Here is a 23183-nt window from a genome sequence, read left to right as displayed (position 1 = left end):
TCAAACTTCGGTTTAACTAATCACCGGCTTCCACCCGGTACACTTAAATCAAAACACCCTGCAAAGCAATCCTTTTAAATATTCACCTTCTGGAAACGATGACCTTACCGGATGATCTTCGGGCTGGCAAAACTGGTTAATAAACTGCACCTGCTTGCCGGCATCTAATGCGGCCCAGGCAAGCACCTGCTTAAAGGTTTCCATATTCATGGCACCAGAGCAGGAATAGGTTGCCAGCAGCCCGCCCTTGTTCAGCAGCAGCATCCCTAAACGGTTCAGATCCTTGTACGCGCGTGAAGCCTTATCCAAAGCGGACCGTGACGGAGCATACTTTGGCGGATCGAGCACAACAATATCAAACAACTCGCCGTCTTCCCTGAATTTACGGAGTTGCTTATTTACGTCAGAAGCGATAGTAGTTACCTTGCCGGTATCGAAATTATTTAACAGCACATTTTCCTTCAGTGTATCAATTGCCAGCACAGAACTGTCAACAGAGGTAACTGAAGCTGCACCACTTTTAAGGCTGTTTAACGTGAAGCCACCGGTGTAACTGAAGCAATCCAATACCTTCTTCCCGCTTGCGTAGGAAGCCACTATTTTGCGATTATCGCGCTGATCGCAATAAAAGCCTGATTTTTGCCCTTCGGCTATGTTTATGTTGTACCTGATGCCGTTTTCAATAACCTCCACCCTTTCCGGCGGATGATTGCCGGCTAGTACGATATTTTGCGTTTCAAGGCCCTCGTGGTTGCGGGAGGAGGCATCGCTTTTATCAAAAATGCTTTCAGGGTTTAATAAGCGCTGCAACTCATCTATAATGCAAGGCATCATTTTTTCAATTCCCGACGTGAGTACCTGCACCGCTAAATGCCCTGCATATTTATCCACTATCAGTCCGGGCAGGTAATCTGATTCGCTGAAGATCAACCGGCAGGTATTGGTTACGCCATCCAGCAAAATATCGCCACGACCGGCAACGGCATCCGCAACTTTACCCCTGAACCATTGTTCGTTTATCTCAACCGTTTCGTCCCATTCCAGTAAACGCAATGCAACTCTTGATCGATCGTTATAAAAGCCATAGGCCATAAAAGCGCCTTTGGCATCAATAAGCTTTACTACATCGCCGTTGGCCGGTTTGCCTTTTACGTTTTCAATAGCGCCCGAAAACACCCAGGGGTGGCGGTGTAAAACTGCTTTTTCTTTACCCTTTTTTAAAACAACCTCAATCATAGCTGCAAAGGTAGAAAATCAGTTGGCAGTTTTAAGTTGGCAGCATGCAGTAATTAAATCGACTTAGGCAGAGGTATATTTTATCGGGTTTCCAACCCGTCCAGCTTCCTAATGCTTTTATAACAGATATAAAGCGGGATGATCCCGAAAACACCAAAACAGCAATCTATCAATCGCCAGTAAACGGGAATGTGCCGGATAGGGCCCGCAATAAATGCCAGCGGCAAAACCATAACACAGGCGATCATCCCAAACTGGATGACCCAGATATTTTTTACCGGATCTCTCAACGGACCAATAAATGTTGTAGCAATAACTATATGGCCAAACGCCAGCCAGTCGGTTCCATAGCTTAAATAAGGATAACGTGAATTGGTATCTTTAACAGCCGCATAAATGGTTTCTATCCAATGGGCAATAAATGCCGGGAAAACAGCCGAATGCCTTATCATAAAAGCCAGTTCCGTCTCAATTGGAAATGCGGTGACCCCGCTCAATACCAGGCCTACTATAAAAATCCATACCCAAATCCTGATACGCTTTCTTAGTTGCTGTTTTTCATTCATAAAGTAAAACTACGCAAGTTTCATCGTGTTTAAATAAGCAGCATTAACGGCTGCACTTTGCAATGGCGTTTCGCGAAAAAAGCGTGATTGTTCTACAAAAAAATATTCCATTCCATTATCCAAAGCAGTCGAGAGCAGGTGATTATAGTCGATAATACCTGTTCCCAGGTCACAAGCCGACTCATCTTCACTTCCTTTAGGCAACCGCACTTTCAGCACATCGCGCATATGACACAGGCGGAAACGGGGTTTGTGCTTTCTGATATAAGCTTCGGGATCCTGTCCCTCTGTGACGGTGTAATAAAAATCCATCTGGAAATCAACCAGGTCTTTGTCAGTCCCGGCAAGCAACACGTCAATAGGCAACTGGCCATCTACAGGTTTATAAGGATAATCGTGCGGGTGATAAGCAAAGCGTAGTCCGTTCTTTTTGCAGATGGCACCGTAACCATTAAACTCATCGGCTATCCTTTTAAAATCATCAATACCTTTCTGCGGGCCTTTCCACGGGTAGATCAAATATTTCATCCCGATTTCAGCTGCCTCAGCCGCCAGTTTCTCAAAGCCCCCGCTATTACCTGCATAATGTGTGGATATTAGGGTTAGCCCATTGTCGTTGGTTAGTTTGCTGAACGTTTTATTACCCATTCCCCAAAAAACGCCTTTATTGCCGTCATAGCTTTCAATTTGAGTATAACCCATTTTGCCAAGTTGTTTTAACGTACCTGCCGGATCTTTTTCCATATCCTCTTTCACCATATACAACTGGATCCCTTTTGCCGGCAGCTTACGGGCAAACGGTGCGGCAAACAATTCATTTTTTAATAATGGAATTGAAAGCGCTAATAAGCCTGTGCGTTTTAAGAATGATCTTCTGTCTGTCATGGTTGTATTGCCGTATTAATTGAATTTAGATATCATGATTTTTATCTTGTAATATATTTCTTAATAATTCCCTGGCTTTGCTTTTTAATGTGATAACATGGATGATACCTGTAATTAAAAAAAAGCAGATAAAAAATGGGAGAGGTTCATAATTGCCCTCACAAATGAAGCTAATCATTAATCCTGCTATAAGAAGCAGGGTCAACAAGATGTTATCATAATACTTTAACGTTAGTGTTGTACAATTATTGATTGTATTCATTTCAAAATGCCCTCCGTCTAGTTTTGTTGGACTATGGCGCCATTTTAACTCCCAGGGATCGGTTTTAAACTTTACAACATTATCTGCAACACTAATCATCTCGTACTTTTTATAGTTCAGATGGAGTTGAATATTTTGAATGATGGTACCAGGTTCCAGCATAGTCTTTTCGGAAACTTGATAATTCAGTCTGAATTTCATGCGTTGGGATGTGACCTTACTAATTTGCTTTTAATCTCTATTTTCTCTATGTTATTTTAGCGTTGATGATTATAAACACGGGAGTTAAAAATTTAACTCAAATTCCCTTTTTTCATCTCGTCAACCGCGTGGTGCGCTGCCCTTGCCGCAAATGCCATATATAATATAGATGGACTCTGATTACCGGTGCTGGTCATGCAGGCTCCGTCCGTTACAAAAACATTTTTACACAGGTGCAGCTGGTTAAATTTATTGAGCAGCGATGTTTTAGGATCGTTACCCATCCGGCAACCGCCCATTTCATGGATATCAAGCCCGGGTGCTTGTTTGGTATCTACTTTTTCTATATCGCGTAAGCCCGCTACCTCCAGCATCTCGGCGCTTTGAGTTAAAAAATCAGCAACCATTTTTTCGTCGTTATCATCATACCCAACCGAGGTGATCAGTTGCGGGATCCCCCATGGGTCTTTATGATCGGTGCTTAAGCGTACGTGGTTGCTTTCCTTCGGGATGGTTTCACCCTGCATAAACATGCCCGCCCGCCACGGACCGGGCTCAGTAAGCGAATCTTTATAATTACCACCGATACCCGCATTTAAACTGTTCCTGAACTCCGGGTTCCGGTTTGAATATACAAAGGTTAAGTAGCCGCCTAAAAAGTCGGTGTCCTGTTTATGCAGGTTCCGGTAATTGGCGATGATTGGGTTTGTTGGATTGCGGCCAAAGTAATATTTATCTTCCAGCCCGTCATACGTGCCATGAACGCTTGCCCGATAGTTTTGAAAAGCAAGAAATTTGCCGAGCAAGCCATTATCATTCCCCAGCCCGTTCGGAAACCGGTTTGATTTGGAGTTGAGCAGGATCAAGTTCGTGTTTAAACAGGCCGCATTCAGGAAAATCACTTTTGCATAATAGTCAATCTCCTGGTGGGTAAGGGCATCAATAATTTTTACGCCAACGGCTTTCCCTTTTTGCTCGTCATAAATAATAGAATGCACAACCGAGTGTGGCCTTATGGTTAAGTTCCCTGTCTTTTTTGCCCAGGGTAATGTTGATGATACGGAGCTGAAATAGCCGCCGAAAGGACAACCTCTGGTACAAAGATCACGCGCCTGGCATTGCCCGCGGCCTTGCTCTAAATGAATAGGCTCAGGTTTGGTCAAATGCGCCCAGCGGGTACGCACCATAAAACGGTCTTTGTAATGCGCGCTTATTTTTTTTTGAATCCCCTGCTCTACAGCGCTCATTTCAAAGGGCTCCAGGTATTCGCCATCTGGCAGCGCTTCAAGGCCATCCTTTCCGCCGCAAATACCCGCAAACTTTTCAACGTGGCTGTACCAGGGAGCTATATCCTCGTATCTTATGGGCCAGTCCACAGCATAACCGTAACGCTGGGGTGCAGTAAATTCAAAATTGCTCCATCGCTGGCAGGCGCGCCCCCATGTTATTGATTTGCCTCCTACCTGGTAGCCCCTGATCCAGTCGAAAGGCTTTTCCTGGATATACGGGTGTTCCTTATCCTTTACAAAAAAGTGCTGCGTATCTTCCCCAAAAGCATAACATTTGCTGATCACCGGGTTTTCATCCAGCACGGCCTTTGGCTCCTGCATCCGGTGCGGAAAATCCCATGGGTTTTTAGTAGCTGTGGGGTAATCTTTCAGGTGCTCAATGTTTCGTCCGCGTTCCAGCACCAGGGTTTTAACCCCCAGCTCGCACAGCTCTTTGGCGGCCCATCCGCCACTAATGCCCGAGCCAACCACAATAGCATCGTAAATATTTTTGTTATCCATAAAATTTTATCCACACGTTATCGCGCCTGGCATGTTGGGTTTATAATTCTCCTAATTTACGAATATCTCATCCATAAATACCCATTCAGGCCCCTTTTTTACCGGGTCCCAGGAGGGGAGCTGCTGAATGTTTTTGGCTATTATTTTTATACAGGAAATTGCGCCATCTACCTTCAGCTTGCAATCTATTCCAACAGCCATGTCCGGTTCTCCTTTTTTTGCCTGCGGCGGCACAATGGAACTTAGCCGTTTCAGATGGTTAAGATCTGCACCGCCCCAGATCTCTATCCCAATAGGTAAAAACACCTGGCTTCCCAAATTTCTTAAACAATTAAGGGTAATGGTGTGCAGCTTGACCGGGTTGGCAAACTGCATATAAATTTCGATGTTCTTTTGCGCTGCTATCCATTTTCCATTGCCAAAATTGGTGCCACCAAGCTCCTTATCAATTAATGACTTGGCACCCGACGCTGTATATTTTTCATTGGGAGGCGTTAAAAAACTGATGCTATCCGGTGTAAAGGCGCTTTTAAAAACATTAAACTGAACCACGTCGCTGCTCAACCAGCCGTTTTTATAGGCTTTTACTTTAATACTGCTGGTTTGCGTTAAATCAAGGCCTGGTTTATATATCGGAGATTGCAAGCTGTCGGGGGTAGAACCATCAGCTGTATATCGCAGTTCGACGCCTTTTATCGGATGAACCAGTTGTAATGGGATGGAGTTAGCGAATACCAGCGACGTGTTTTTAACCTGAGGATCGTTCAGCTTAATGGGTTTGCCGTCGTCTTTAAAGCTCTTGATAAATTCAATATTTTTATTGCTGGATTGTAGTTCCTTTAGTACGGCATCACTTAAACCGGTATCCCAAAGAGTAATTTTGGTGAGGCTCCTGATAGCGCTGATCTGTTTAATTGCCCCTGCATTAAGCGGCGTTCCTGCCAGCGAGAGCATTTTTAGCGCTTTAAGTCCGGCGAGATCTTTCAATGTGCTGCCGGTAATATCCGTAAAATTGAGGTTCAGCACATGCAGGTTTTCAAATTGAGCTATGGTTTTGAGTTCCGCATCTTTAACAGGCATTTTGCTTACATCAAGCAATACCACCTGTTTTTTTATAGCGCTTAATTGCTGTAATGTTTTGGGCTGATAGGTACTTTTATTGTAAACATTCACCCCCAGTGCAGGCGATTCACTGGCAAGCGGATAGATAACCCTATAATTATTATTAAGCTTTTTAATCAGTTTTTCATCTGCCGCAGCAAAATCATATTTCTCCCCGGTTTCATCGGCTGGTTTTAAATAAGTAACCGCGATCAGCCGCAATGAATCTTTCTCCGGAAGATCAATCACTTTTTTTTTAAAGTCCGCATTTTCCTTTATCCAAAGATAAAGCAGGTTCATTTCATCCGGTGTGAGCTGCGGCTTGCCAGACGGCGGCATGTGCTTTTTGTCTTCTTCCGGCAGGTGGATGCGTTGTAACAGCATGCTGATCTGCGGTTGACCGGCCAAAAACAGCTTTCCATCCTTGCCGCCTTTTAAAATCGACTTTTCGTCTATCAGCATCAGTCCACCCTTGGTTTTATCCGGATTATGACAGCTGGTGCATTTGCTTAAGAATATCGGCTGAATGACATCACGGTAAACCAGGGCCTTCTCAACCGGCACCAATTCTTTTTCGGGATGCCAAACGGGAGCCAGCACAAAATTTTCACCATGGGTAAGATCAGCGCCAAAATGCCCCGCCAATACCAGCGAGACAACCACAAGCGCCGCGCACGAACGGGCTATTTTAACATTGTACCAGCCTGCACTACGACACCAGTAAATTATTGTCGACACAAAAACGACTCCTGCACCAAGCCATTTGTGCCATTGCAACGTAGCACCTTCGTAGCCAGGTTCTTTCGATAAAAACAACCCCATTATTGCCGTAAAAGCAGCGAAGATGGCGCCGGTAAGCCATAAATAAGTTGTAAAATCATGGTAAAGCGTTTCCGTGCGGAATCTTTCTTTAAAACGAAAAAACTCAAGCATCATCGCCATTATCAGCACCACTATAGGAAAATGGAGGATCAGCGGGTGCAGCCTGCCAACCGGCTGCAGCCATTGTGGAATTATAACTGACGTGCCAAAGACAAGAAGAAAGATGATGAAAATATTAAGGGCAAATAACAAATTCTCCGCAAAACTCCTGTGCCTGCTTTTTATCATCCGGTATAAATAGTTTAAATCTTTAGTATTTATGATTAGCGCCCTACAGCAATTATACGCGCGTAAACTTATAAGGATAAACCTTGCCCGATGCCCATTGCGCCACATACAGGTTTTCGTCATTATCCACCAGCACGTCATGCGGGTTTAAAAATATTTTTTCGGCTTGTGCCATCGGTTGTAAAATACCCTCTTTATACACGGGCTCCGTACCGCCGATGTTGGATACTACTTTGTTGTTTTTATCCAAAATAGTAGTAAAACCGGTGTTTTCGGCATTTAAATTGGGCGAACGCAATACAGCTGCATACAAATAATCGCCTTTTATTACAGGCCGGCATACACAAGCGCCGGGAAGCTTTATTATTTCCATTAGCTTGCCATCCATGCTAAAGCGTTTAAAACAGTTGCGGGTACGATCGGTTACCAGCAGGGTGGGTGTAACGCCCCGCCTGTCAATAACAATTCCGTGTGCATTGTCCAAATGTTCGTCACCATCCCCACGGCCACCAAAAAAACTTTTCAGTTTGCCGTTTTTATCATAGTGCATTACGTATTGCGATCCGTAACCATCTGCAATAAAGAAATCGCCATTGGTATCAACCCAGGTTTCCGTTGGGATAAAGTCTTCCGGCTTTTTGTAAACGCCGGTTTCCAACGGAACATCAATGGTCATCAGGATCTTGCCGTCTATAGTGGTTTTATATACCTGGTGCTTCACGGTATCGGTTATAAATAAAAACTCGGTGCCGTTCTCGTTAACAAGCGTAAGCCCATGTGCTCCGGAAAACTCATGCCCCCAGGTATCCAGCAGCTTGCCTGATTTATTGTAGATAAGTACGTTATTTTTGGTTTCGTTGGTAAGTAGCAGGATCCTGCCTTTTGAGTCCTGTACCATTTCGTGGCAGTCGTTCACCGGGTTCTTTATCGGGTCGGCTTTGCTCCAGCTCTTATCCATGCGGTAACGCATATTTCCATGCCCGTAAATTGGCCCGTCGTTTTTTGCTAACAGGTCCTTTGCTATAAAAAAGCTGCCGGTAAATACGGCTGATTGCTTAATGAAATTTCTTCTTTCCATAGTTATATATTGTCTGAACGGGATTTTAGGCGGATTAAAAGATTTCCTGATAAAATGTGTTAAAACCAAACTATCCTTTAATCTCCACAAATCCCCCGTTTAACTGATTATTCCCTTCACCACCTTACCAGCAACGTCTGTTAACCTGTACCTGCGGCCCTGGCTTTTAAAAGTTAGTTTTGTATGATCAAGCCCCAATTGGTTTAAAATAGTTGCGTGGAAATCGTGCACATGAACGGGGTCTTTTACAATATTATACCCAAACTCGTCCGATTCGCCGTAAACAATACCGGGCTTAATACCGCCACCGGCCATCCAGATGCTGAAACAACGCGGATGATGGTCGCGGCCATAGTTTGCTTTTTCCAGTTTGCCCTGGCTATAATTGGTGCGCCCAAATTCGCCGCCCCAAATCACAAGGGTTTCGTCAAGCAGGCCGCGTTGTTTTAAATCTGTAACCAGTGCTGCTGATGCCTGGTCAACGTCTTTTGCCTGGCCGGCCATTTCCTGCGGCAGGTTGTTGTGCTGATCCCAGCCCTGGTGATACAGCTGCACAAAACGCACACCGCTTTCTGATAGCTTGCGCGCCAGCAGGCAATTGGCAGCGTAAGTACCAGGTACCAGGCAATCGGGGCCGTACATTTTTATAATATCGTCCGATTCTTTTGAAACATCCATTATTTCGGGCACGGCCGACTGCATCCGGTAGGCCATTTCATATTGCTGTACTTTGGCGGAGATCTCCGGGTCTCCAAATTCTTTATAAGAGATCTCATTTAGTTCCGCAAGTTTATCCAGCATTTTGCGGCGCTCGCGGCGGTCAATTCCCGACTGGTCATTTAAATAAAGCACTGGGTTTTCACCGCTACTAAATTGTACTCCCTGGTGAATAGAATCCAAAAAACCATTGCTCCAAAGTTTTGAATAAACACCCTGCCCATTGCCTTTTCCTTTGGAAAGTAAAACGGTGAAAGCGGGAAGGTTTTTATTTTCGCTGCCCAGTCCGTAGCTTACCCACGAGCCCATGCTGGGACGATTGCCCTGCTGTGCCCCGGTTTGGAAAAATGTTAAAGCGGGGTCATGGTTAATAGCCTCGGTGTACATAGAACGGATAATGCAAATATCATCAGCAATTGCACCTATGTGCGGAAACATATCGCTGATCCACGCTCTTGATTCGCCGTACTGCTTAAAATCATAAAAGGAGCCCACTAACGGAAAATGGGCCTGGTTAGCAGTCATCCCGGTAAGAATTTGGGTACCGCGAACAGAGGCAGGAAGATCCTGCCCCATCATTTCTCTCAGCTTTGGCTTGTAATCAAATGATTCCAGTTGTGATGGCGCGCCATCCTGGAAAAGGTAAATAACCCTTTTGGCTTTTGGTGCAAAATTCGGAATGCCCGCTATAAAGTCCGCCTCACTTTCGCCACCACTGCCGCTGAAAAGATCAGGAATAAGCAACGAACCCAAGGCAATACTCCCAATACCCATGCTCAGCCTGGATAAAAACCTGCGCCTGTTTATATTAAGGCGATGCTCTAAAATATCTTTTTCCATGGACATCAGGTTTTTGTTATCGCTTCCTCTAAATTATAAATTGTATCAACTGTTTTCATCATGGCTGCCAGCAATACCTCATCAACCCCAGGCGTAATGGGGTATTCTCCTACGGTTAATACCTTTTGTGCGTCCTTCTTATTCAGGGTTTTTAGCTGGTCATTATAATAAGCCGTTAATATCCCCAGTTCCTGCTCTGCTGGCGTGCGGCCAATAATAAGGCGGAATGCTTTTGTTATTTTGTCTTTTGCCTGCGTATTATCCTTTAGTAACCTTGCGGCTAAAACCCTTGCCGCTTCCAGCACCGTCGGGTCGTTTTCCATTAACAGTGCCTGCAAAGGCGTGTTTGTCCTTAGCCGCTTTACTTCGCATTGGTCGCGGTTGCTGGCATCAAAAATGGCCATTTCAACAGGGGGAACAGTGCGCTTTATGAGGGTGTACATTCCGCGGCGGTAAAGATCGGGTCCATGAACCTGCTTATAGCTGGCCAAAATACCGCGACCGGATGTTGCGTTTTCCCACAGGCCGGGCGGTTGATATGGATTTACACTGGGGCCGCCAATTGTTTTGGTTAGCAGGCCGCTGCTTGCAAGTACCAGGTCCCGTACCAGTTCAGCAGGGAGCCGGTATCGCGGGCCGCGGGATAAGAGTGTATTATCCGGATCAATCTTCATTTTGTCTTTGGTGAGTACTGCCGACTGTCGATAGGTTGCGGACATTACCATCTGTTTTACCAATCGTTTCATATCCCAGCCGTGATTCATAAAATCAACCGCCAGCCAGTCCAGCAGTTCAGGATGTGAGGGCAAGTCGCCCTGCATCCCGAAATCGCCCGAGCTTTTTACAATGCCTTTTCCAAACAGCTCCTGCCAGGTTTGGTTTACAAATACCCTTGCGGTAAGCGGGTTCCTTTTATCAAATAACCATTTGGCCAGCCCCAGCCTGTTTTTAGGCAGGGCGTTGTTAAACGGCATAATGGCGGCTGGGGTTCCGGGCTGCACTTCATCGCCGTGTGCATCATAGTTTCCCCGCTTCAGGATGTATGTTTTGCGGTAAACCTCGCTATCGCCCATCACTGATACTATTAGTTTGCCTGTGTCCTTCTTGTTTACAAACTTCAAAATACTCTTTACGTCGGCATTGGTAATCTGCATCAGCGGCCGCTTGGCATAAGTTTCGGGCCCGCCAACTGTCGCCTGTAAACCTGGCTCTTTCACACTGTTAAAAAAAGAGTAAAGCTGATAATATTCTTTTTGCGAAAAAGGATCGTACTTGTGGTCGTGACAATGGGCACATTCCATCGTCACCCCCAGCAATGCTTTGCCGAAAGTATTCGTACGGTCGGTAACGTAAGCTACACGGTATTCCTCATTTATAACACCTCCCTCTTCCGTTATTTTATGATTTCGGTTAAAGCCCGTTGCCAGCAATTGTTCCTTGGTGGCGTCCGGCATCAGGTCGCCGGCCAGCTGCCACGATATAAATTTATCATAGGGCAGGTTTTCATTATATGCATGAATCACCCAATCGCGCCATGGCCACTGCGTACGGTAGTTGTCGTCCTGGTATCCGTGCGAGTCGGCATAACGGGCAACATCCATCCAATGCAGTGCCATCTTTTCTCCGTATGCCGGGCTTTTCATCAGCTCATCAACCACCTTGCCATATGCATCGGGACTTTTGTCCGCTAAAAACCTATCCTGCATTTCAAGGCTGGGCGGCAAACCTGTTAAATCGAGGCTGACTCTTTTTAGCAAATGCTCCTTATCAGCCTCGGGGTTGGGTTTAATCCCATACTGTTCCTGTTTTTTTAGTATAAAATTATCGATCGGGTTTTTAGGCCACTCCTTGTTGTCAACTTCGGGTACGGGCCATAGCTTTGGCGGAACAAAGGCCCAGTGCTTTTCATATTTTGCGCCCTGTTTTATCCATTTTTTAATCAGGTCAACCTCATGTGGGGTCAAGCGTTTCAGGTTTGAATTGGCCGGCGGCATTATTTCAGCTGTGTCATTGGTAGATATTCTTCTGAATAGTTCAGACATTTCGGGGCTGCCGGGGACCAGTACGTGCGCTGCGGGATTATCCTTTAAAGCTTTAAAAGCGCTCTCGGGTTTATCCAGCCGTAAACCGGCCTGCCTTTTACTGGCATCGGGCCCGTGGCATTTATAACATTTATCAGAAAGAATGGGACGGATGTTAAAATTATAGCTGATGCTATCGGGCACCTGATCCTCGATATTGGACGCAGAATTATTGCAGGCGTTGAGAAACGCGACAATACTACCCGCACAAAAGATTCCCAATAAATATAGTTTCCGCCGCATAGTTCAGGAAGTAATGAGCGTTACGCTGGTTTATAATGAAGTTAAATGTAAGCAAATAAATGTGAATTTAACAGCAATAGTTTTTTACCTAAGTGTAATGAAACAAGTTTTTTACAGAGAGGGAGGGGAGACAGAATTAATTGTTCTGCCGGTATTAGTTGTTGGGTGCCAGTCCCGGTTTTTCGGGAAATTGCCGGGTTTTGCTTAGTTATCGGAGTTATAGCAGGGGGTAATAATGAACCCTTATTTGCCATTCTTTTTCTCCAGCACTTCTCTTAACTTAACAAACGAATTATAAGGACCGATAGCCATGGTTGCGTTTACAAGCCACGATGGGATACTGCCGCCCGGATCTACACTAAAAGTATAATCTACTTTTAGTTTGTTGTTAGGTGCTTCTGTTACCTTCCACTTTGCCAATGAATAGGGAACACGGATGAATTTTTTATTTTGAGGGAGGTATTCAGGAAGACTTTTAGCCTGGATGTCTAAAATTTCCGGCCCCGGGTTAATATCCAGCTGAACAACAAGATCACGATTTTTTATAGGCCACGGCAAACTCGACTCGGTATAATAAATAATTTTATGAGGGCCAACGCTTTTTAAAATTTCCGATTTCTTGTTTGAATATACCCAGTCTGTATAATTGCCGATATCCTGCAGCGTACTTATCAGTTGCGCTTTTGTAGCATCAAGTTCGCAAATAACCCTTAGCTCCTTTAAAGCGCCGTTTACGGGTTTACGGGTGTAAACAGCAATACCATTCTCGTTTTTCTTAAGTTCCCAGTTGCCTTGCGCAATTGCAGCATAAAACATAAACAACAGTATATTTAACAGGATCAGCCTCTTTTTCATAAATATTAGGATGTTAAATACAACCTACTAATAATAAGCATTATTTTACATAACCTTATAACATAAAGAATATAAATTAGTTAACATTTGTTTGCAGGGATTTATAATGTTTGCTTTCGAGTACTATTTCCAAATATGTTTTGTTCAACAAACACCTGTTATCGCAAAAAACTGCTATTAACAGTAGGATCGTCATACTAAGGAGCCAGCGCGTGAATCAATCTTTTTGTGACTTGGGTCATTTATCTTTCGGGGTTAATTCCCAATCTTTATAAAAAAGTCATGGATCAAACACACATACACTTAATAATTACCCACCTGCCCATATTTGGCTCGCTGATAGGCGGCTTAGTTCTAATTCATGGCATCTGGACTAAAAGCAATCAAACGTTAATTGCTGGCTACAACGTACTTATTCTGTCGGCCATTGGCGCGTCAATAGCCTATATTACCGGCGAAGGTGCGGAAGAGACCGTGGAACATTTGCCGGGCTTTACAAAAAATGTAATTGAAGAACACCAGGAATCGGCAGAGGCCGCTATTATTGCCATGGTTATTTTAGGAGTTTTCGCACTTGCAGGAGTATTTTTCACCGTCAATCAATCGCCCCTAACCCGCAACGCAGCAATCATTACAGCGTTTGTTACATTGGTTTGTTTCGGAATCGTATCATGGACGGGTTACCTGGGCGGTAAAATAAGGCACACCGAAATTGCTACCACCCTTACACCAAAAGGAACGCCCCCGAAGTTGAAACATGATGATTAATTAAGGAACAAAAATATGTAACCAGTGCAGCAAATGTATAAACAATCGTTCTATTCAGTAAATGCCATAACGCTCTACAGGTTGATTGCAGCGCCTGCGTTGCTTCTTTTAATATTTATTAAGCAGTTTGAGGTTTTTAAATGGTTGCTGGCCGTTAGTTTTTTAACAGATGTATTAGATGGATACCTGGCCCGCAAATTCAAAGTAACCAGTCCTTTTGGATCTATAATTGATTCCGTTTCAGATGATTTAACGGTTGCAGTGGCTATAACAGGAATAGTTGTCATAAACCCGGCTTTTCTTTCCGAACAAATAGCAATAATAGCCTGTATTGTGGCGCTGTTTTTAATTCAAATTGTTGCCGCATTATTACGTTACCGAAAAATCAGCAGTTTTCATACGTACATGGCTAAAGCAGCTGCGGTTTTCCAGGCGGTATTTCTTACCTCTTTTTATTTCCTACCTAAACCACCGTACACGTTGTTTTACATAACTGCGGCATTAACCATTATTGATTTGGCTGAAGAGATAATGCTTGTTGCTATATTGCCGCAATGGACAACCGATATTAAAGGTGTATATTGGATTTTTAAAAAAGGGGCCCAATAAGGCTATGATGGTGCCAACACAATTAAGCTAATTTAATGAAAGATATACCGGTAACAGTAAAACGTTCAATTGAATTGATGGGCATGTTCCTGATAGGCTCAATTATAGTTGCCTGCGATACAATTATAATGCCATTACTGATGGCCTTTTTTTTTAGCCTGATGCTGATGCCGGTTTTTCGTTTTTTTAGAAAGATCCATATACCGGAAGTGATTGCTATTTTTTTGCCTATATTAATACTCGCCATTATAACCGGATTGGTTATTTGGGTGTTCTCAAGCCAGGTTGGCCTATTGCTGGACGATTTTCCGCAAATAACGCAGAATGTAACCCGGCATCTTGATAATTTAAGCACCTGGATAAGTTCCTCCTTCGGCTTTTCGCCCACAGAACAGCTTAACTTTATTAATGAGCAAAGTAAAAAGCTTTTCAGCTCAGCAGGGAGTGTTTTGCGTGGTGCGGCAGGTTCATTATCCGGCTTTATAATCTTCTTTGGGTTATTACCTATTTATATCTATCTCATTATGATGTACAGGAACCTTTTCCTGAAATTTATTTTGATGTGGTTTGATAAAAAAGACCATGAAAACGTAGAAGAAGGGATAAGGCAAACCGAAACGATGGTTAAAAGTTACCTCATTGGCCTGCTGATCCAAATCACTTACATAATTATTTTATTGGGTGGATGTTTGATGTTATTTGGAATTAAAAATGCGCTGCTGATTGGTATTTTATTTGCCCTGCTTAACCTGATCCCATACCTGGGCGCTTTCATCGGCAATATATTGGGCGTGCTGATTACACTGGCTTCATCAGAAAACATAGTGGATATCCTTATTGTTTTGGGTGCCATTACCGTTGTGCAATTCCTGGATAACAACATACTTATGCCGCGCATTGTAGGGTCGCAGGTAAAAATAAACCCGCTTACCTCAATTGTAGGCATTATTGTGGGTGGTGCCATGGCTGGCATCTCCGGGATGTTCCTGGCTATGCCTATCCTTTCTGTTTTGAAAATTGTGTTTGACCGCTCTGCTGATTATAAACAGTGGGGTATATTACTGGGCGATGACAGACCAACTAAAAGCCCGATGAAAATTTAGCTTTTTTGTAGGTAAGTATTTTATAAAGCTGAACCGATAACAGCGGCAACAAGCCGGCTATTATGGATACCAACCATACCCTTGCCGGTAATACCCGGAGGTTCAATATTAAGCGCGTTTCAGGAATCGAATAAACCAATAACACCAGGCCGCCACAAATAAGCAGGGCCATCCATACAAATTTATTACCTGTTATTTCGTTCACCAACACTTTCGATCCCGATGACCGCATATTAAATACATGAAATAATTGTGTGAATATTAGTGTGATAAAAGCAGCGTTGTTAACCACATTGCTGTCGGTACTGATAAAGGCGTTGCAATACACTACGGCGCAAATAACGGCCACGGTCATAGCGGTTGCGTAGATACCGATAATTACCCATGTTTTGTTAGTTATTATGCCCTTTTTAGGATCTCTGGGTGGTTTTAACATAACCGTTTCATCACCATTACCCAGGCCAAGCGCCAATGCAGGAAAAATATCGGTCACCATGTTTAAAAACAGTATCTGTAGCGGCAGCAGGGTTGACGCCGGGGTAATTATTCCTAATAATGTTACAATAAATATCTCGCCAAGGTTACATGAAACAAGGTAAACCACAAATTTCTGAATGTTCTGAAAAATCTCCCTGCCATGTGATACCGCTTCCGCGATAGAGGTGAATGAATCATCTTTAAGCACAATGCTGGCGGTTTCTTTGGCCACCTGTGTACCCCTCAACCCCATGGCAATACCAACATCTGCCTGTTTTAGTGCCGGAGCATCATTCACGCCGTCGCCGGTCATTGCTACAATATTGCCGGCCGCTTGAAAAACAGCCGCTATTTCCAGCTTTTGTTGGGGTGTCGTCCGTGCAAATACAACGGTAGATAAAATCTTTTTTTTCCAGTCTGCTGATAATGATTCCATTGGCGGCAGTTCTTTTCCAATAATCACCCTGGTTTCATTTTCATCAGTTAGCCCAACTTTTCGGGCTATGTTAAGCGCCGTACGCGGATGGTCACCGGTGATCATAACCACCTTGATTCCGGCATTTCTACAGCTCAATATTGCCCCTTTGATGTCCAGCCGCGGCGGATCTAAAAATCCGATCAGTCCCAAATAGACCAGGTCATCCAGGTAATTCTTTTCATTCAAATCCACATCATTCCGGTATGCAAACGCCAGTACCCTCAAACCCATTACAGCCATTTTTTCAGACTGTTCAATAATATTCTTGCGGTTATCGGCATCAATCGCTTTTATAGTTTCATCATGCTGGATTTTAGTGCAATGTTCCAGCAGGTGCTCAACAGACCCCTTTGCTGCCGAAAAGTACCCGCCCGCACTTTGATGTAAATTAGCCATCATCATGATCTCTGAACTGAAAGGAACTTCAGCTACCCGCGCGTACTCTTTCCTGATGTTTTCCACATTGCCTCCTGATGTGTTTACTAACTGAACAAGAGCAATTTCCACCGCGTCTCCCCTTGTTTTTTTTGTTTCGGAGTTTGTATGAGCCGGAGCATCGTTGCATAGCGCACCTGTAAGCAGCACTTTTCTAAAATTTTCACAACTTTTACTAATATGGTCCGCATTGTATTTTAAAAGACCATTTTCAATCACAACCTTAACTTTATCGTCCGGAAATACAAGGGTATCCGCATGAATCCTGTTTTCTGTCAATGTGCCCGTTTTGTCGGTTAGTATTACGCTGGTGCCTCCAAGTGTTTCCACAGCCGACAGCTTTTTTACAATCGCATTGCGCTTAGCCATAAGTAACATGCCGTATGACAGGGCCACCGTTGCTACCACAGGTAATCCCTCGGGAATAGCCGCTACCGCCAAAGCAATGGAAGTTTCAATTATCAACAATAATGGCTTCCCCTTAATTAATCCGGCTGTGGCGAATATGGCGGTCATAACCAGGGTTACCCATATTAGTTTGCGGCTTAATCCGTTTAGTTTTTTATCAAGAGGGGTAACAGTTTCTGCAGCATTGTCTACAAGCGAGGTAATAATTCCCAGTTGTGTGTTTTCGCCTATTCCTGTAGTTATAATTTGCGCGTTTCCGTTCATTACCGAAGCGCCTTTAAAAACCATGTTTTGCTGGTCGCCGACCATCGTGTCTTCAGGAATATTTTCTGTATGTTTTAACGATGGCTGAGATTCACCGGTAAGTGACGACTCGTCACATTGTAGCTGGTTACTTTCAATTAAGCGGCCATCGGCAGGAATAACGTCACCTGCCTCTAAAACGAACAGGTCGCCCGGAACCAACTGTTCGGCCGAAACCTCTTTGATCTCACCGTTCCGGATTACTTTTGACAAGATGATATCCATTTTTTTCAGCGCGTTCATTGAGTTACTCGCCTGTAATTCCATAAAGAAGCCTATAATGGCATTAATGAGGATTACCGCTACAATGGCTGCGGTTTCCAAATAGTCGCTAAAATAAAAGGAAACAAATGCACCAAAAATCAGCAAATAAACAATGGGACTTTTAAACTGCTGAATAAGTATAAGCACAGTGCTTTTTTGACGGCGCGTTTTATAACTGTTTGATCCGAACAATTTGTTGCGTTTTAATGCCTCGGCTTCAGATAACCCCATTGCAGGATCTGTTTGAAATGAAAGCGCAATATCAGCTGTTGAAAGGGCATAGGGATATTTGAGCGGATATCTTATTTTCATGTTTTTTAACGCAACTAAATGACAGTTCAAACGCAGACCCTATGTATATTGAAGGCCCCATTAATTAATTACCGGCGATTTATTAAAGGTAAGCAGCGGTATGTTTCCATAAAATGAATATTCTTCAGCATTACCAGGGAACAGCAGCCGCTCAAACAGAGGTCTGGCCTGGTGTGTAAAAAGTACCAGCAACGATGGCTTACTTGCTTTAACAGCGGCGCCAATATCGTCCAGCAGCGCATTGGTAACATCTCTTTTCAGGTTATGCACACTTATGCCATAATTGGCCTTTTTCTTCAACGAAGCCTCCGTTAAAGCTTTATCCCCTAAAAACTCATATGGATAAAAAACGTGCAGCAATTCAACCGTAGCCTTAACCGGGCGTGCAAATTCGACGACCTGTAATAGTTCTCTTTCATAATCCGTCATGTCTGAAGCGTACAGGACGTGCTTTATAGGTTTTGTGCGATAGGCGCTTGGGATACATAACACAGGGGTTTCTGATCTGTTGATGAGTTTGCTGGTATTGGTTCCAAATATTTTTTTGAAGGCGCCTGCGCCGCGTGTACTGATGCAAATATATTTGCAGTTATGCGCGGCGGAATATTCAATAATGCCATCGACCGTATCAAAATTATCGTGCAGTGCTATTTGATAGCGCACCGCAGGCTGATCTGCCGTACGGCAAACGTCTTTTACGAAAGCATTTAATTCGGCGGTGGTTTTTTGCTTAAACTCATCTGCATATTTTTCAAAGGCGGCATCACTCCATTTAAATGGTTTTAGCAGATGATATACCTGCAGGATCACTAATTCGGCATGCCGTAGTTTGGCCAGTTTAGCCGCGTACCTGATTGCTGATTTTGAGTTGGATGATTGGTCGGTAGTGACAAGTATTTTTTCCATAATTGGTTTATTTATTATGCGCTACAAATAACGGCATGTCAATTTCTTTCATTAATATATCTGCCAGGCTGGTTTTAAACCACCGGGAGACCTGGCTCCTGTGATAAGCTCCCAAAACTACCAGGAAATCATGGTCAATGGATTTCAGGTAGGTTATAATGGCTTGCTCAGGGTTGCCTTTCAGCAGGGTATATGTGGCTTCGGGGTAGTGGCATTGAATAAACTCTCTAAGCAATGTTTCATCCGGTAGCGGACTCTTATCGTCCGGGTCAGTTACGGATACCACTTCTGTGGCCATGCTTCGCAGCCATGGCATCAGGTAGTTAAACATCTTAATAGCAAATACCGAAGAGGGTTTCCCATCAAACAACAAGATCACTTTTTTAATAGGTTTATATACCCGGGGCACTATTAGCGCCGGGCATTGCGTTTCCGCTAAAAACTGCCGGATAAATGGTGTGGGCCTTGGGGTTGTAATCTGGCTCAAAGTTTCATCCGCGCTAATCAATATTAAATCGCTGTAAATGCTTTCTCTAAGCAGTTCAAGCTCTGCAAAGTTTTTATCATGATGAATGGTATAATTAATGTGCTCCTTTTTGCAGGTATCTTTAAAAAGATCTGCCGATTTAAGCCTCACCTCATTGTCTTTTTCTGCTAAATGTTTCATTTTAACCTCTGATATGCCGTGTTCACCAACCATATCATTTAATTTATAGCCATGATAAAGAAATGATTCGAGAAAAACCCCGGAGAGCAGCGCCTTGCTTGCTTCAGCTATTTTAATAGCATATTGCAGTGTTCCATCAGAGAATCTTAACCCGTCAAAGGCCGCGCTTATTTTTTTCATGAGCTTAACATTTTAGGTCTTGCCGGAGGCCTCTTCAATAAGGAAGGCATTCACAGCTTACAGCAATATTGTAAAGCTATTGAACATAACCAGGTACTTTAGTGACCGGCAGCAGACGGAAAAATGATCTTTGTCATAGTGGACGCGGTTGGGTTTGCGCCGGAGAGGCTCTGTTTTTAGTATCATTTTTTGTTTTAATGGAATACCTCGCCGTTTTAAAATGCGGATTTTATCTTTGATAAATAGTTTTCCAGTTGAATTTTTCGATATATTTATCCACCTGTTTTGACGTTAAATCTCTTATGTCCGGAACAGGTATTTACAGAAAAAGGGGCTTTGTTGATGGGTAAAAATTTAGAGGTGCAGGGGTTAGCTGCAAAAACGTTGCGCAAGCTGTTTATTATTTTCCTGCTGTTTACTTTCATTATTACTGTAGGGTCTTTTGTATTGAAACATACCATTACCCAAAAGCTTGATAAACTTGGTGCCCAGCTAAAAGAACCGTCCAGGGAGCCTGAGATCAGCAATATTTTGCTTGATCTTAGCAGTGCTGAAAATGATTTCCAGGCAGGTTTGCAGGGCCATCCTGAAAAACTGGAGGAATACAAGAGCAAGCTAAAAAATATTTTTGTACGCATTGAAGCAGTACAAAAAAAATTTAATGCAGACAGCGCTCAATATCTTAAGGGAAGCAAGCAGCAGATCGCGCGTTCGTTTGAGCAAAAACTAAAAATATCACAGCAGGTATTTGAACTCAAGCATCATTTTGATTCATTGCTTAACGTTACAACTATAGCAAGCCTTAGTAAACCGGTAAACGGCCTGGGCGTAGGTGGCTTTTTGAAAGCAAAGGCATCCGGCAACAAAGCCGATACCACTGTGAAAATTAGCAACGTGGTAAATAAAAGCGGCTTATTGCGGCGGTTAAAAGATGCGATATCAAATAAAAACCAGGTTGTAGTTAAAACGCTAACTATCAGGAAAGAAAAGCAAATCCGTGATTCAGTTGCAGGCTTTAACGGCAAAAAAGATGGGCGTTCTTTGGCAAAACTACTGCAACAGTTAAACCGGCAAAACAGCTATATGCTCATGTCCGGTGAGCAGTTGATTGGGGCTAATCTGAACCTGCTTGCTGAGCTTCAACAGCTTTTACAACAACTAAAAAATATTAACCAGGCAGCATGGGAAAAAGGCAGGGACAATATTTTACAGCAATACAAAAGCACCACTGATGATATGAATAGCTTCATTGGGGTAGCAATTTCCCTTATATTGATCTTTATTATCTTATTGATCATCTACATCAATAAGGCAGGCGAAGCGGAGCAGGGTTATATAACGGAAAATGAAAGAGCCGTTGCGCTTGCCGGGCAAAAATCAGAGATACTTGCTATTATGAGCCACGAGATTCGCAATAAGCTGATGGCCATTAACGGAGCGGTGTATATGTTAAATAAAACCCCCTTAACTGCCGATCAGGAAAAGAAAACAGCGTCCATCAATCTTTCTTCTTCCATGTTATTGGAAACCGTGAATAATGTTTTAGACGTAAGCAAGCTTGAACAACAGCAAACCGAAGTATTGGTAAAGACTGACTTTGAACCTTTTAAAGAATTGACGGACGCTGTGGAGACGATGCGGTTTATGGCCGAAAAAAAACACATTTATTTGACAACTGAATTTACCGGTGATTTAAAAACTAAAGTTAACGGCGATTCCCTCAGATTAAAACAGGTGTTGATTAACCTGTTGAGCAATGCTATTAAATACACCGATAACGGTGGGGTAAAAGTTATAGCGACCATTGATAGGAGCAACAATCAAAAAGTGTTGCTGAAAATAGCCATAGCCGATACAGGTTACGGAATCCCCAAGGATCAGCAGGCCCAATTATTTACACGCTATTACCAGACCAAAGGCATTAACCGCAAACCAGGTACAGGGTTGGGATTGTATTTGTGCCGGCAATTGATCCAGTTACATGGTGGAAGTATCAGCGTTGAAAGCGAGGCAGGCAAAGGTTGCACGATGAGCTTAGTGATACCCTACTAACTACAGCGAGTGGCGTCGGGTAACCTTAAAGGGGATAGCAACATGTTCCTTGCTGCCATTCAATGCTATTTCAGCCGTTTTTTCACCCATTAATTTAAAATCTGTAGATATAGTTGTGATGCCGTTCAGGATGATTTTTTTCAGTGGCGTCTCATTATAGCTGATCACCCCAATTTCCTCACCGATCTTCAGTCTGTCACCGATGATTTTTTCTATAAGTTCCACCAGGTGATCCTCCATTAAATTTATATATACGGTCCCGGGCTGCAGCTGTTCGTTTTTAAGGTGATGGATAATGTCGTATTCAAAGGCGTACTGGCCGCAAAAGCTTAAAAAACCGGTTAGAATCTCTTTGGAATAATAGCTGTGCTCCGGAAAAATAATTTTTAAGGTATGATATTTACTCAGTTGTTCCAGCAGCTGCTCAAGGGCGTAATAAATGTCTTGCTCAAAGTTTTCGTAAACTGCACCAAAAGATCCTGTAACCCCCTCCGGTAATTTATCCATTAAAATCAGCTTGTCTTTTGGCAATTCATTAATTACGGCAAAAGCATTTTCGGCATTTTCAATAAAATGCGGAATTATAACCAATTTAGAGTAGTGTTCTGTGCTGTTGGCCAGCAGTTTTTTGAAAACATTAAAATCATTATTATAAATATAAAAATCAATGGCCGCATTGCTGCCGAGTGTTTCGGCAAAGGCGTCGTAAATAATTTTCTTATGGCTGCTAAGCTTATTAAACAGCAGCAAAACTTTAACAGGCTGATCAAATGAAATATTGGAGATAAAATACCCTTTGCCTGCAACAGAAGTAATTACATTGTATCTTCTTAACTCTTTATAAGCACGTTCAATGGTGTTACGGGAAACCTCAAGTGCAATGCTCAGGTCGTTGATGGACGGCAGAATGTCATCTTTTTCAATACTCTGGTCCTCCACGCCTCTTAAAATAGAGTTGCTGATCTGCAGATATTTAGGCGTAATGGAATATTCATCTATTTTAATAATTTTTAAATAATTTTTCATTTGCTGTAATCAATTCTGCTTTAAAAAAAGTAAAGCTAAATAAATGACAATACAAAAATAAGGCCTTCCCATTTTTATTCCGTTCCTCTGTCTTATTCAGGGTTAAATAAAACCAGTGCCCGCCAACATTCCTCCCCAAGAATGCGTTTCCCGGCGCCGCGTTAAGACAGTAAAGGATAGTTAACTGAACGCAAATTCATTAACTTGCCTAACCAATTTAAATATTACTA

Annotated in this window: 18 protein-coding genes; 4 read left to right on the top strand and 14 right to left on the bottom strand. The window is 43.2% G+C overall.

Going from position 1 to position 23183, the window contains the following annotated elements:
* Positions 1–48: 48 nt before the first annotated feature.
* The 10 genes from MuYL_RS02370 to MuYL_RS02320 all read right to left on the bottom strand — a co-directional run bounded on the left by MuYL_RS02370 (position 49) and on the right by MuYL_RS02320 (position 12965).
* Complete coding sequence (locus tag MuYL_RS02370; protein WP_094569000.1) at positions 49–1236, bottom strand: class I SAM-dependent rRNA methyltransferase; 1188 nt, start codon at positions 1234–1236, stop codon at positions 49–51.
* Positions 1237–1316: 80 nt separating this feature from the next.
* Positions 1317–1802: a hypothetical protein gene (locus MuYL_RS02365; protein ID WP_094568999.1), complete on the bottom strand. Its 486-nt coding sequence runs from the start codon at positions 1800–1802 to the stop codon at positions 1317–1319.
* 9 nt (positions 1803–1811) lie between these two features.
* Positions 1812–2687, bottom strand: coding sequence for a sugar phosphate isomerase/epimerase family protein (locus MuYL_RS02360; RefSeq protein WP_094568998.1), 876 nt, complete (start codon positions 2685–2687; stop codon positions 1812–1814).
* A 25-nt stretch (positions 2688–2712) separates the two neighbouring features.
* Positions 2713–3150, bottom strand: a complete 438-nt coding sequence (locus MuYL_RS02355) for a hypothetical protein (protein WP_094568997.1) — start codon at positions 3148–3150, stop codon at positions 2713–2715.
* A 92-nt stretch (positions 3151–3242) separates the two neighbouring features.
* Positions 3243–4940 (bottom strand): GMC oxidoreductase, encoded by a 1698-nt coding sequence (locus tag MuYL_RS02350; RefSeq protein WP_094568996.1) that lies wholly within the window; start codon positions 4938–4940, stop codon positions 3243–3245.
* Positions 4941–4991: 51 nt separating this feature from the next.
* Entirely contained in the window at positions 4992–7151 is a 2160-nt protein-coding gene (locus tag MuYL_RS02345; protein WP_094568995.1) for a c-type cytochrome domain-containing protein, read from the bottom strand.
* A 52-nt stretch (positions 7152–7203) separates the two neighbouring features.
* Positions 7204–8229 carry an NHL repeat-containing protein gene (locus MuYL_RS02340; RefSeq protein ID WP_094568994.1) on the bottom strand — a complete coding sequence of 342 codons (1026 nt, stop codon included), beginning with the start codon at positions 8227–8229 and terminating at the stop codon, positions 7204–7206.
* A 99-nt stretch (positions 8230–8328) separates the two neighbouring features.
* On the bottom strand, positions 8329–9786 hold the full coding sequence (locus MuYL_RS02335; protein WP_094572827.1) for a DUF1501 domain-containing protein: 1458 nt from the start codon (positions 9784–9786) through the stop codon (positions 8329–8331).
* A 5-nt stretch (positions 9787–9791) separates the two neighbouring features.
* Positions 9792–12110: a PSD1 and planctomycete cytochrome C domain-containing protein gene (locus tag MuYL_RS02330; RefSeq protein WP_094568993.1), complete on the bottom strand. Its 2319-nt coding sequence runs from the start codon at positions 12108–12110 to the stop codon at positions 9792–9794.
* A 243-nt stretch (positions 12111–12353) separates the two neighbouring features.
* On the bottom strand, positions 12354–12965 hold the full coding sequence (locus MuYL_RS02320; protein WP_094568991.1) for an START domain-containing protein: 612 nt from the start codon (positions 12963–12965) through the stop codon (positions 12354–12356).
* Positions 12966–13247: 282 nt separating this feature from the next.
* Here MuYL_RS02320 and MuYL_RS02315 point away from each other — a divergent pair, with 282 nt between their 5' ends.
* Genes MuYL_RS02315 through MuYL_RS02305 form a run of 3 tightly spaced genes read left to right on the top strand, consistent with a single transcriptional unit; the run spans position 13248 to position 15445 of the window.
* Positions 13248–13733 carry a hypothetical protein gene (locus tag MuYL_RS02315; protein WP_094568990.1) on the top strand — a complete coding sequence of 162 codons (486 nt, stop codon included), beginning with the start codon at positions 13248–13250 and terminating at the stop codon, positions 13731–13733.
* Between the two features lie 33 nt (positions 13734–13766).
* A complete protein-coding gene (locus MuYL_RS02310) occupies positions 13767–14342 on the top strand; it encodes a CDP-alcohol phosphatidyltransferase family protein (protein ID WP_094568989.1) in 576 nt (191 codons plus the stop codon).
* A 35-nt stretch (positions 14343–14377) separates the two neighbouring features.
* Positions 14378–15445, top strand: coding sequence for an AI-2E family transporter (locus tag MuYL_RS02305; RefSeq protein WP_094568988.1), 1068 nt, complete (start codon positions 14378–14380; stop codon positions 15443–15445).
* Here the strand turns inward: MuYL_RS02305 and MuYL_RS02300 are convergent.
* Genes MuYL_RS02300 through MuYL_RS02290 form a run of 3 tightly spaced genes read right to left on the bottom strand, consistent with a single transcriptional unit; the run spans position 15423 to position 19875 of the window.
* Positions 15423–18122, bottom strand: coding sequence for a cation-translocating P-type ATPase (locus tag MuYL_RS02300; protein ID WP_094568987.1), 2700 nt, complete (start codon positions 18120–18122; stop codon positions 15423–15425). The genes MuYL_RS02305 and MuYL_RS02300 overlap by 23 nt on opposite strands.
* A 60-nt stretch (positions 18123–18182) precedes the next feature.
* Positions 18183–19028 carry a universal stress protein gene (locus MuYL_RS02295; RefSeq protein ID WP_094568986.1) on the bottom strand — a complete coding sequence of 282 codons (846 nt, stop codon included), beginning with the start codon at positions 19026–19028 and terminating at the stop codon, positions 18183–18185.
* A 7-nt stretch (positions 19029–19035) separates the two neighbouring features.
* The gene (locus tag MuYL_RS02290; protein ID WP_094568985.1) at positions 19036–19875 is read right to left on the bottom strand and encodes a universal stress protein; all 840 of its coding nucleotides are present in this window, start codon (positions 19873–19875) and stop codon (positions 19036–19038) included.
* 342 nt (positions 19876–20217) lie between these two features.
* On the opposite strand from MuYL_RS02290, the gene MuYL_RS02285 reads away from it, so the two are divergent.
* Positions 20218–21927, top strand: coding sequence for a sensor histidine kinase (locus MuYL_RS02285; protein ID WP_094568984.1), 1710 nt, complete (start codon positions 20218–20220; stop codon positions 21925–21927).
* Here the strand turns inward: MuYL_RS02285 and MuYL_RS02280 are convergent, their stop codons facing one another.
* Positions 21928–22953 (bottom strand): GntR family transcriptional regulator, encoded by a 1026-nt coding sequence (locus tag MuYL_RS02280; RefSeq protein ID WP_094568983.1) that lies wholly within the window; start codon positions 22951–22953, stop codon positions 21928–21930.
* Between the last annotated feature and the right edge of the window lie 230 nt (positions 22954–23183).

The sequence above is a fragment of the Mucilaginibacter xinganensis genome (genome assembly GCF_002257585.1).
Lineage (GTDB): Bacteria > Bacteroidota > Bacteroidia > Sphingobacteriales > Sphingobacteriaceae > Mucilaginibacter > Mucilaginibacter xinganensis.
This window is presented reverse-complemented; position numbering and strand designations above follow the sequence as displayed.

Bases quoted from the DNA above. Each gene is read 5' to 3' on its own strand.
- MuYL_RS02320 (WP_094568991.1), bottom strand. From the start codon at position 12,965: ATGAAAAAGAGGCTGATCCTGTTAAATATACTGTTGTTTATGTTTTAT.
- MuYL_RS02280 (WP_094568983.1), bottom strand. From the start codon at position 22,953: ATGAAAAATTATTTAAAAATTATTAAAATAGATGAATATTCCATTACG.
- MuYL_RS02355 (WP_094568997.1), bottom strand. From the start codon at position 3,150: ATGAAATTCAGACTGAATTATCAAGTTTCCGAAAAGACTATGCTGGAA.
- MuYL_RS02335 (WP_094572827.1), bottom strand. From the start codon at position 9,786: ATGGAAAAAGATATTTTAGAGCATCGCCTTAATATAAACAGGCGCAGG.
- MuYL_RS02345 (WP_094568995.1), bottom strand. From the start codon at position 7,151: ATGATAAAAAGCAGGCACAGGAGTTTTGCGGAGAATTTGTTATTTGCC.
- MuYL_RS02370 (WP_094569000.1), bottom strand. From the start codon at position 1,236: ATGATTGAGGTTGTTTTAAAAAAGGGTAAAGAAAAAGCAGTTTTACAC.
- MuYL_RS02310 (WP_094568989.1), top strand. From the start codon at position 13,767: ATGTATAAACAATCGTTCTATTCAGTAAATGCCATAACGCTCTACAGG.
- MuYL_RS02305 (WP_094568988.1), top strand. From the start codon at position 14,378: ATGAAAGATATACCGGTAACAGTAAAACGTTCAATTGAATTGATGGGC.
- MuYL_RS02290 (WP_094568985.1), bottom strand. From the start codon at position 19,875: ATGAAAAAAATAAGCGCGGCCTTTGACGGGTTAAGATTCTCTGATGGA.
- MuYL_RS02315 (WP_094568990.1), top strand. From the start codon at position 13,248: ATGGATCAAACACACATACACTTAATAATTACCCACCTGCCCATATTT.
- MuYL_RS02365 (WP_094568999.1), bottom strand. From the start codon at position 1,802: ATGAATGAAAAACAGCAACTAAGAAAGCGTATCAGGATTTGGGTATGG.
- MuYL_RS02340 (WP_094568994.1), bottom strand. From the start codon at position 8,229: ATGGAAAGAAGAAATTTCATTAAGCAATCAGCCGTATTTACCGGCAGC.
- MuYL_RS02285 (WP_094568984.1), top strand. From the start codon at position 20,218: ATGGGTAAAAATTTAGAGGTGCAGGGGTTAGCTGCAAAAACGTTGCGC.
- MuYL_RS02360 (WP_094568998.1), bottom strand. From the start codon at position 2,687: ATGACAGACAGAAGATCATTCTTAAAACGCACAGGCTTATTAGCGCTT.
- MuYL_RS02300 (WP_094568987.1), bottom strand. From the start codon at position 18,122: ATGAAAATAAGATATCCGCTCAAATATCCCTATGCCCTTTCAACAGCT.
- MuYL_RS02330 (WP_094568993.1), bottom strand. From the start codon at position 12,110: ATGCGGCGGAAACTATATTTATTGGGAATCTTTTGTGCGGGTAGTATT.
- MuYL_RS02350 (WP_094568996.1), bottom strand. From the start codon at position 4,940: ATGGATAACAAAAATATTTACGATGCTATTGTGGTTGGCTCGGGCATT.
- MuYL_RS02295 (WP_094568986.1), bottom strand. From the start codon at position 19,028: ATGGAAAAAATACTTGTCACTACCGACCAATCATCCAACTCAAAATCA.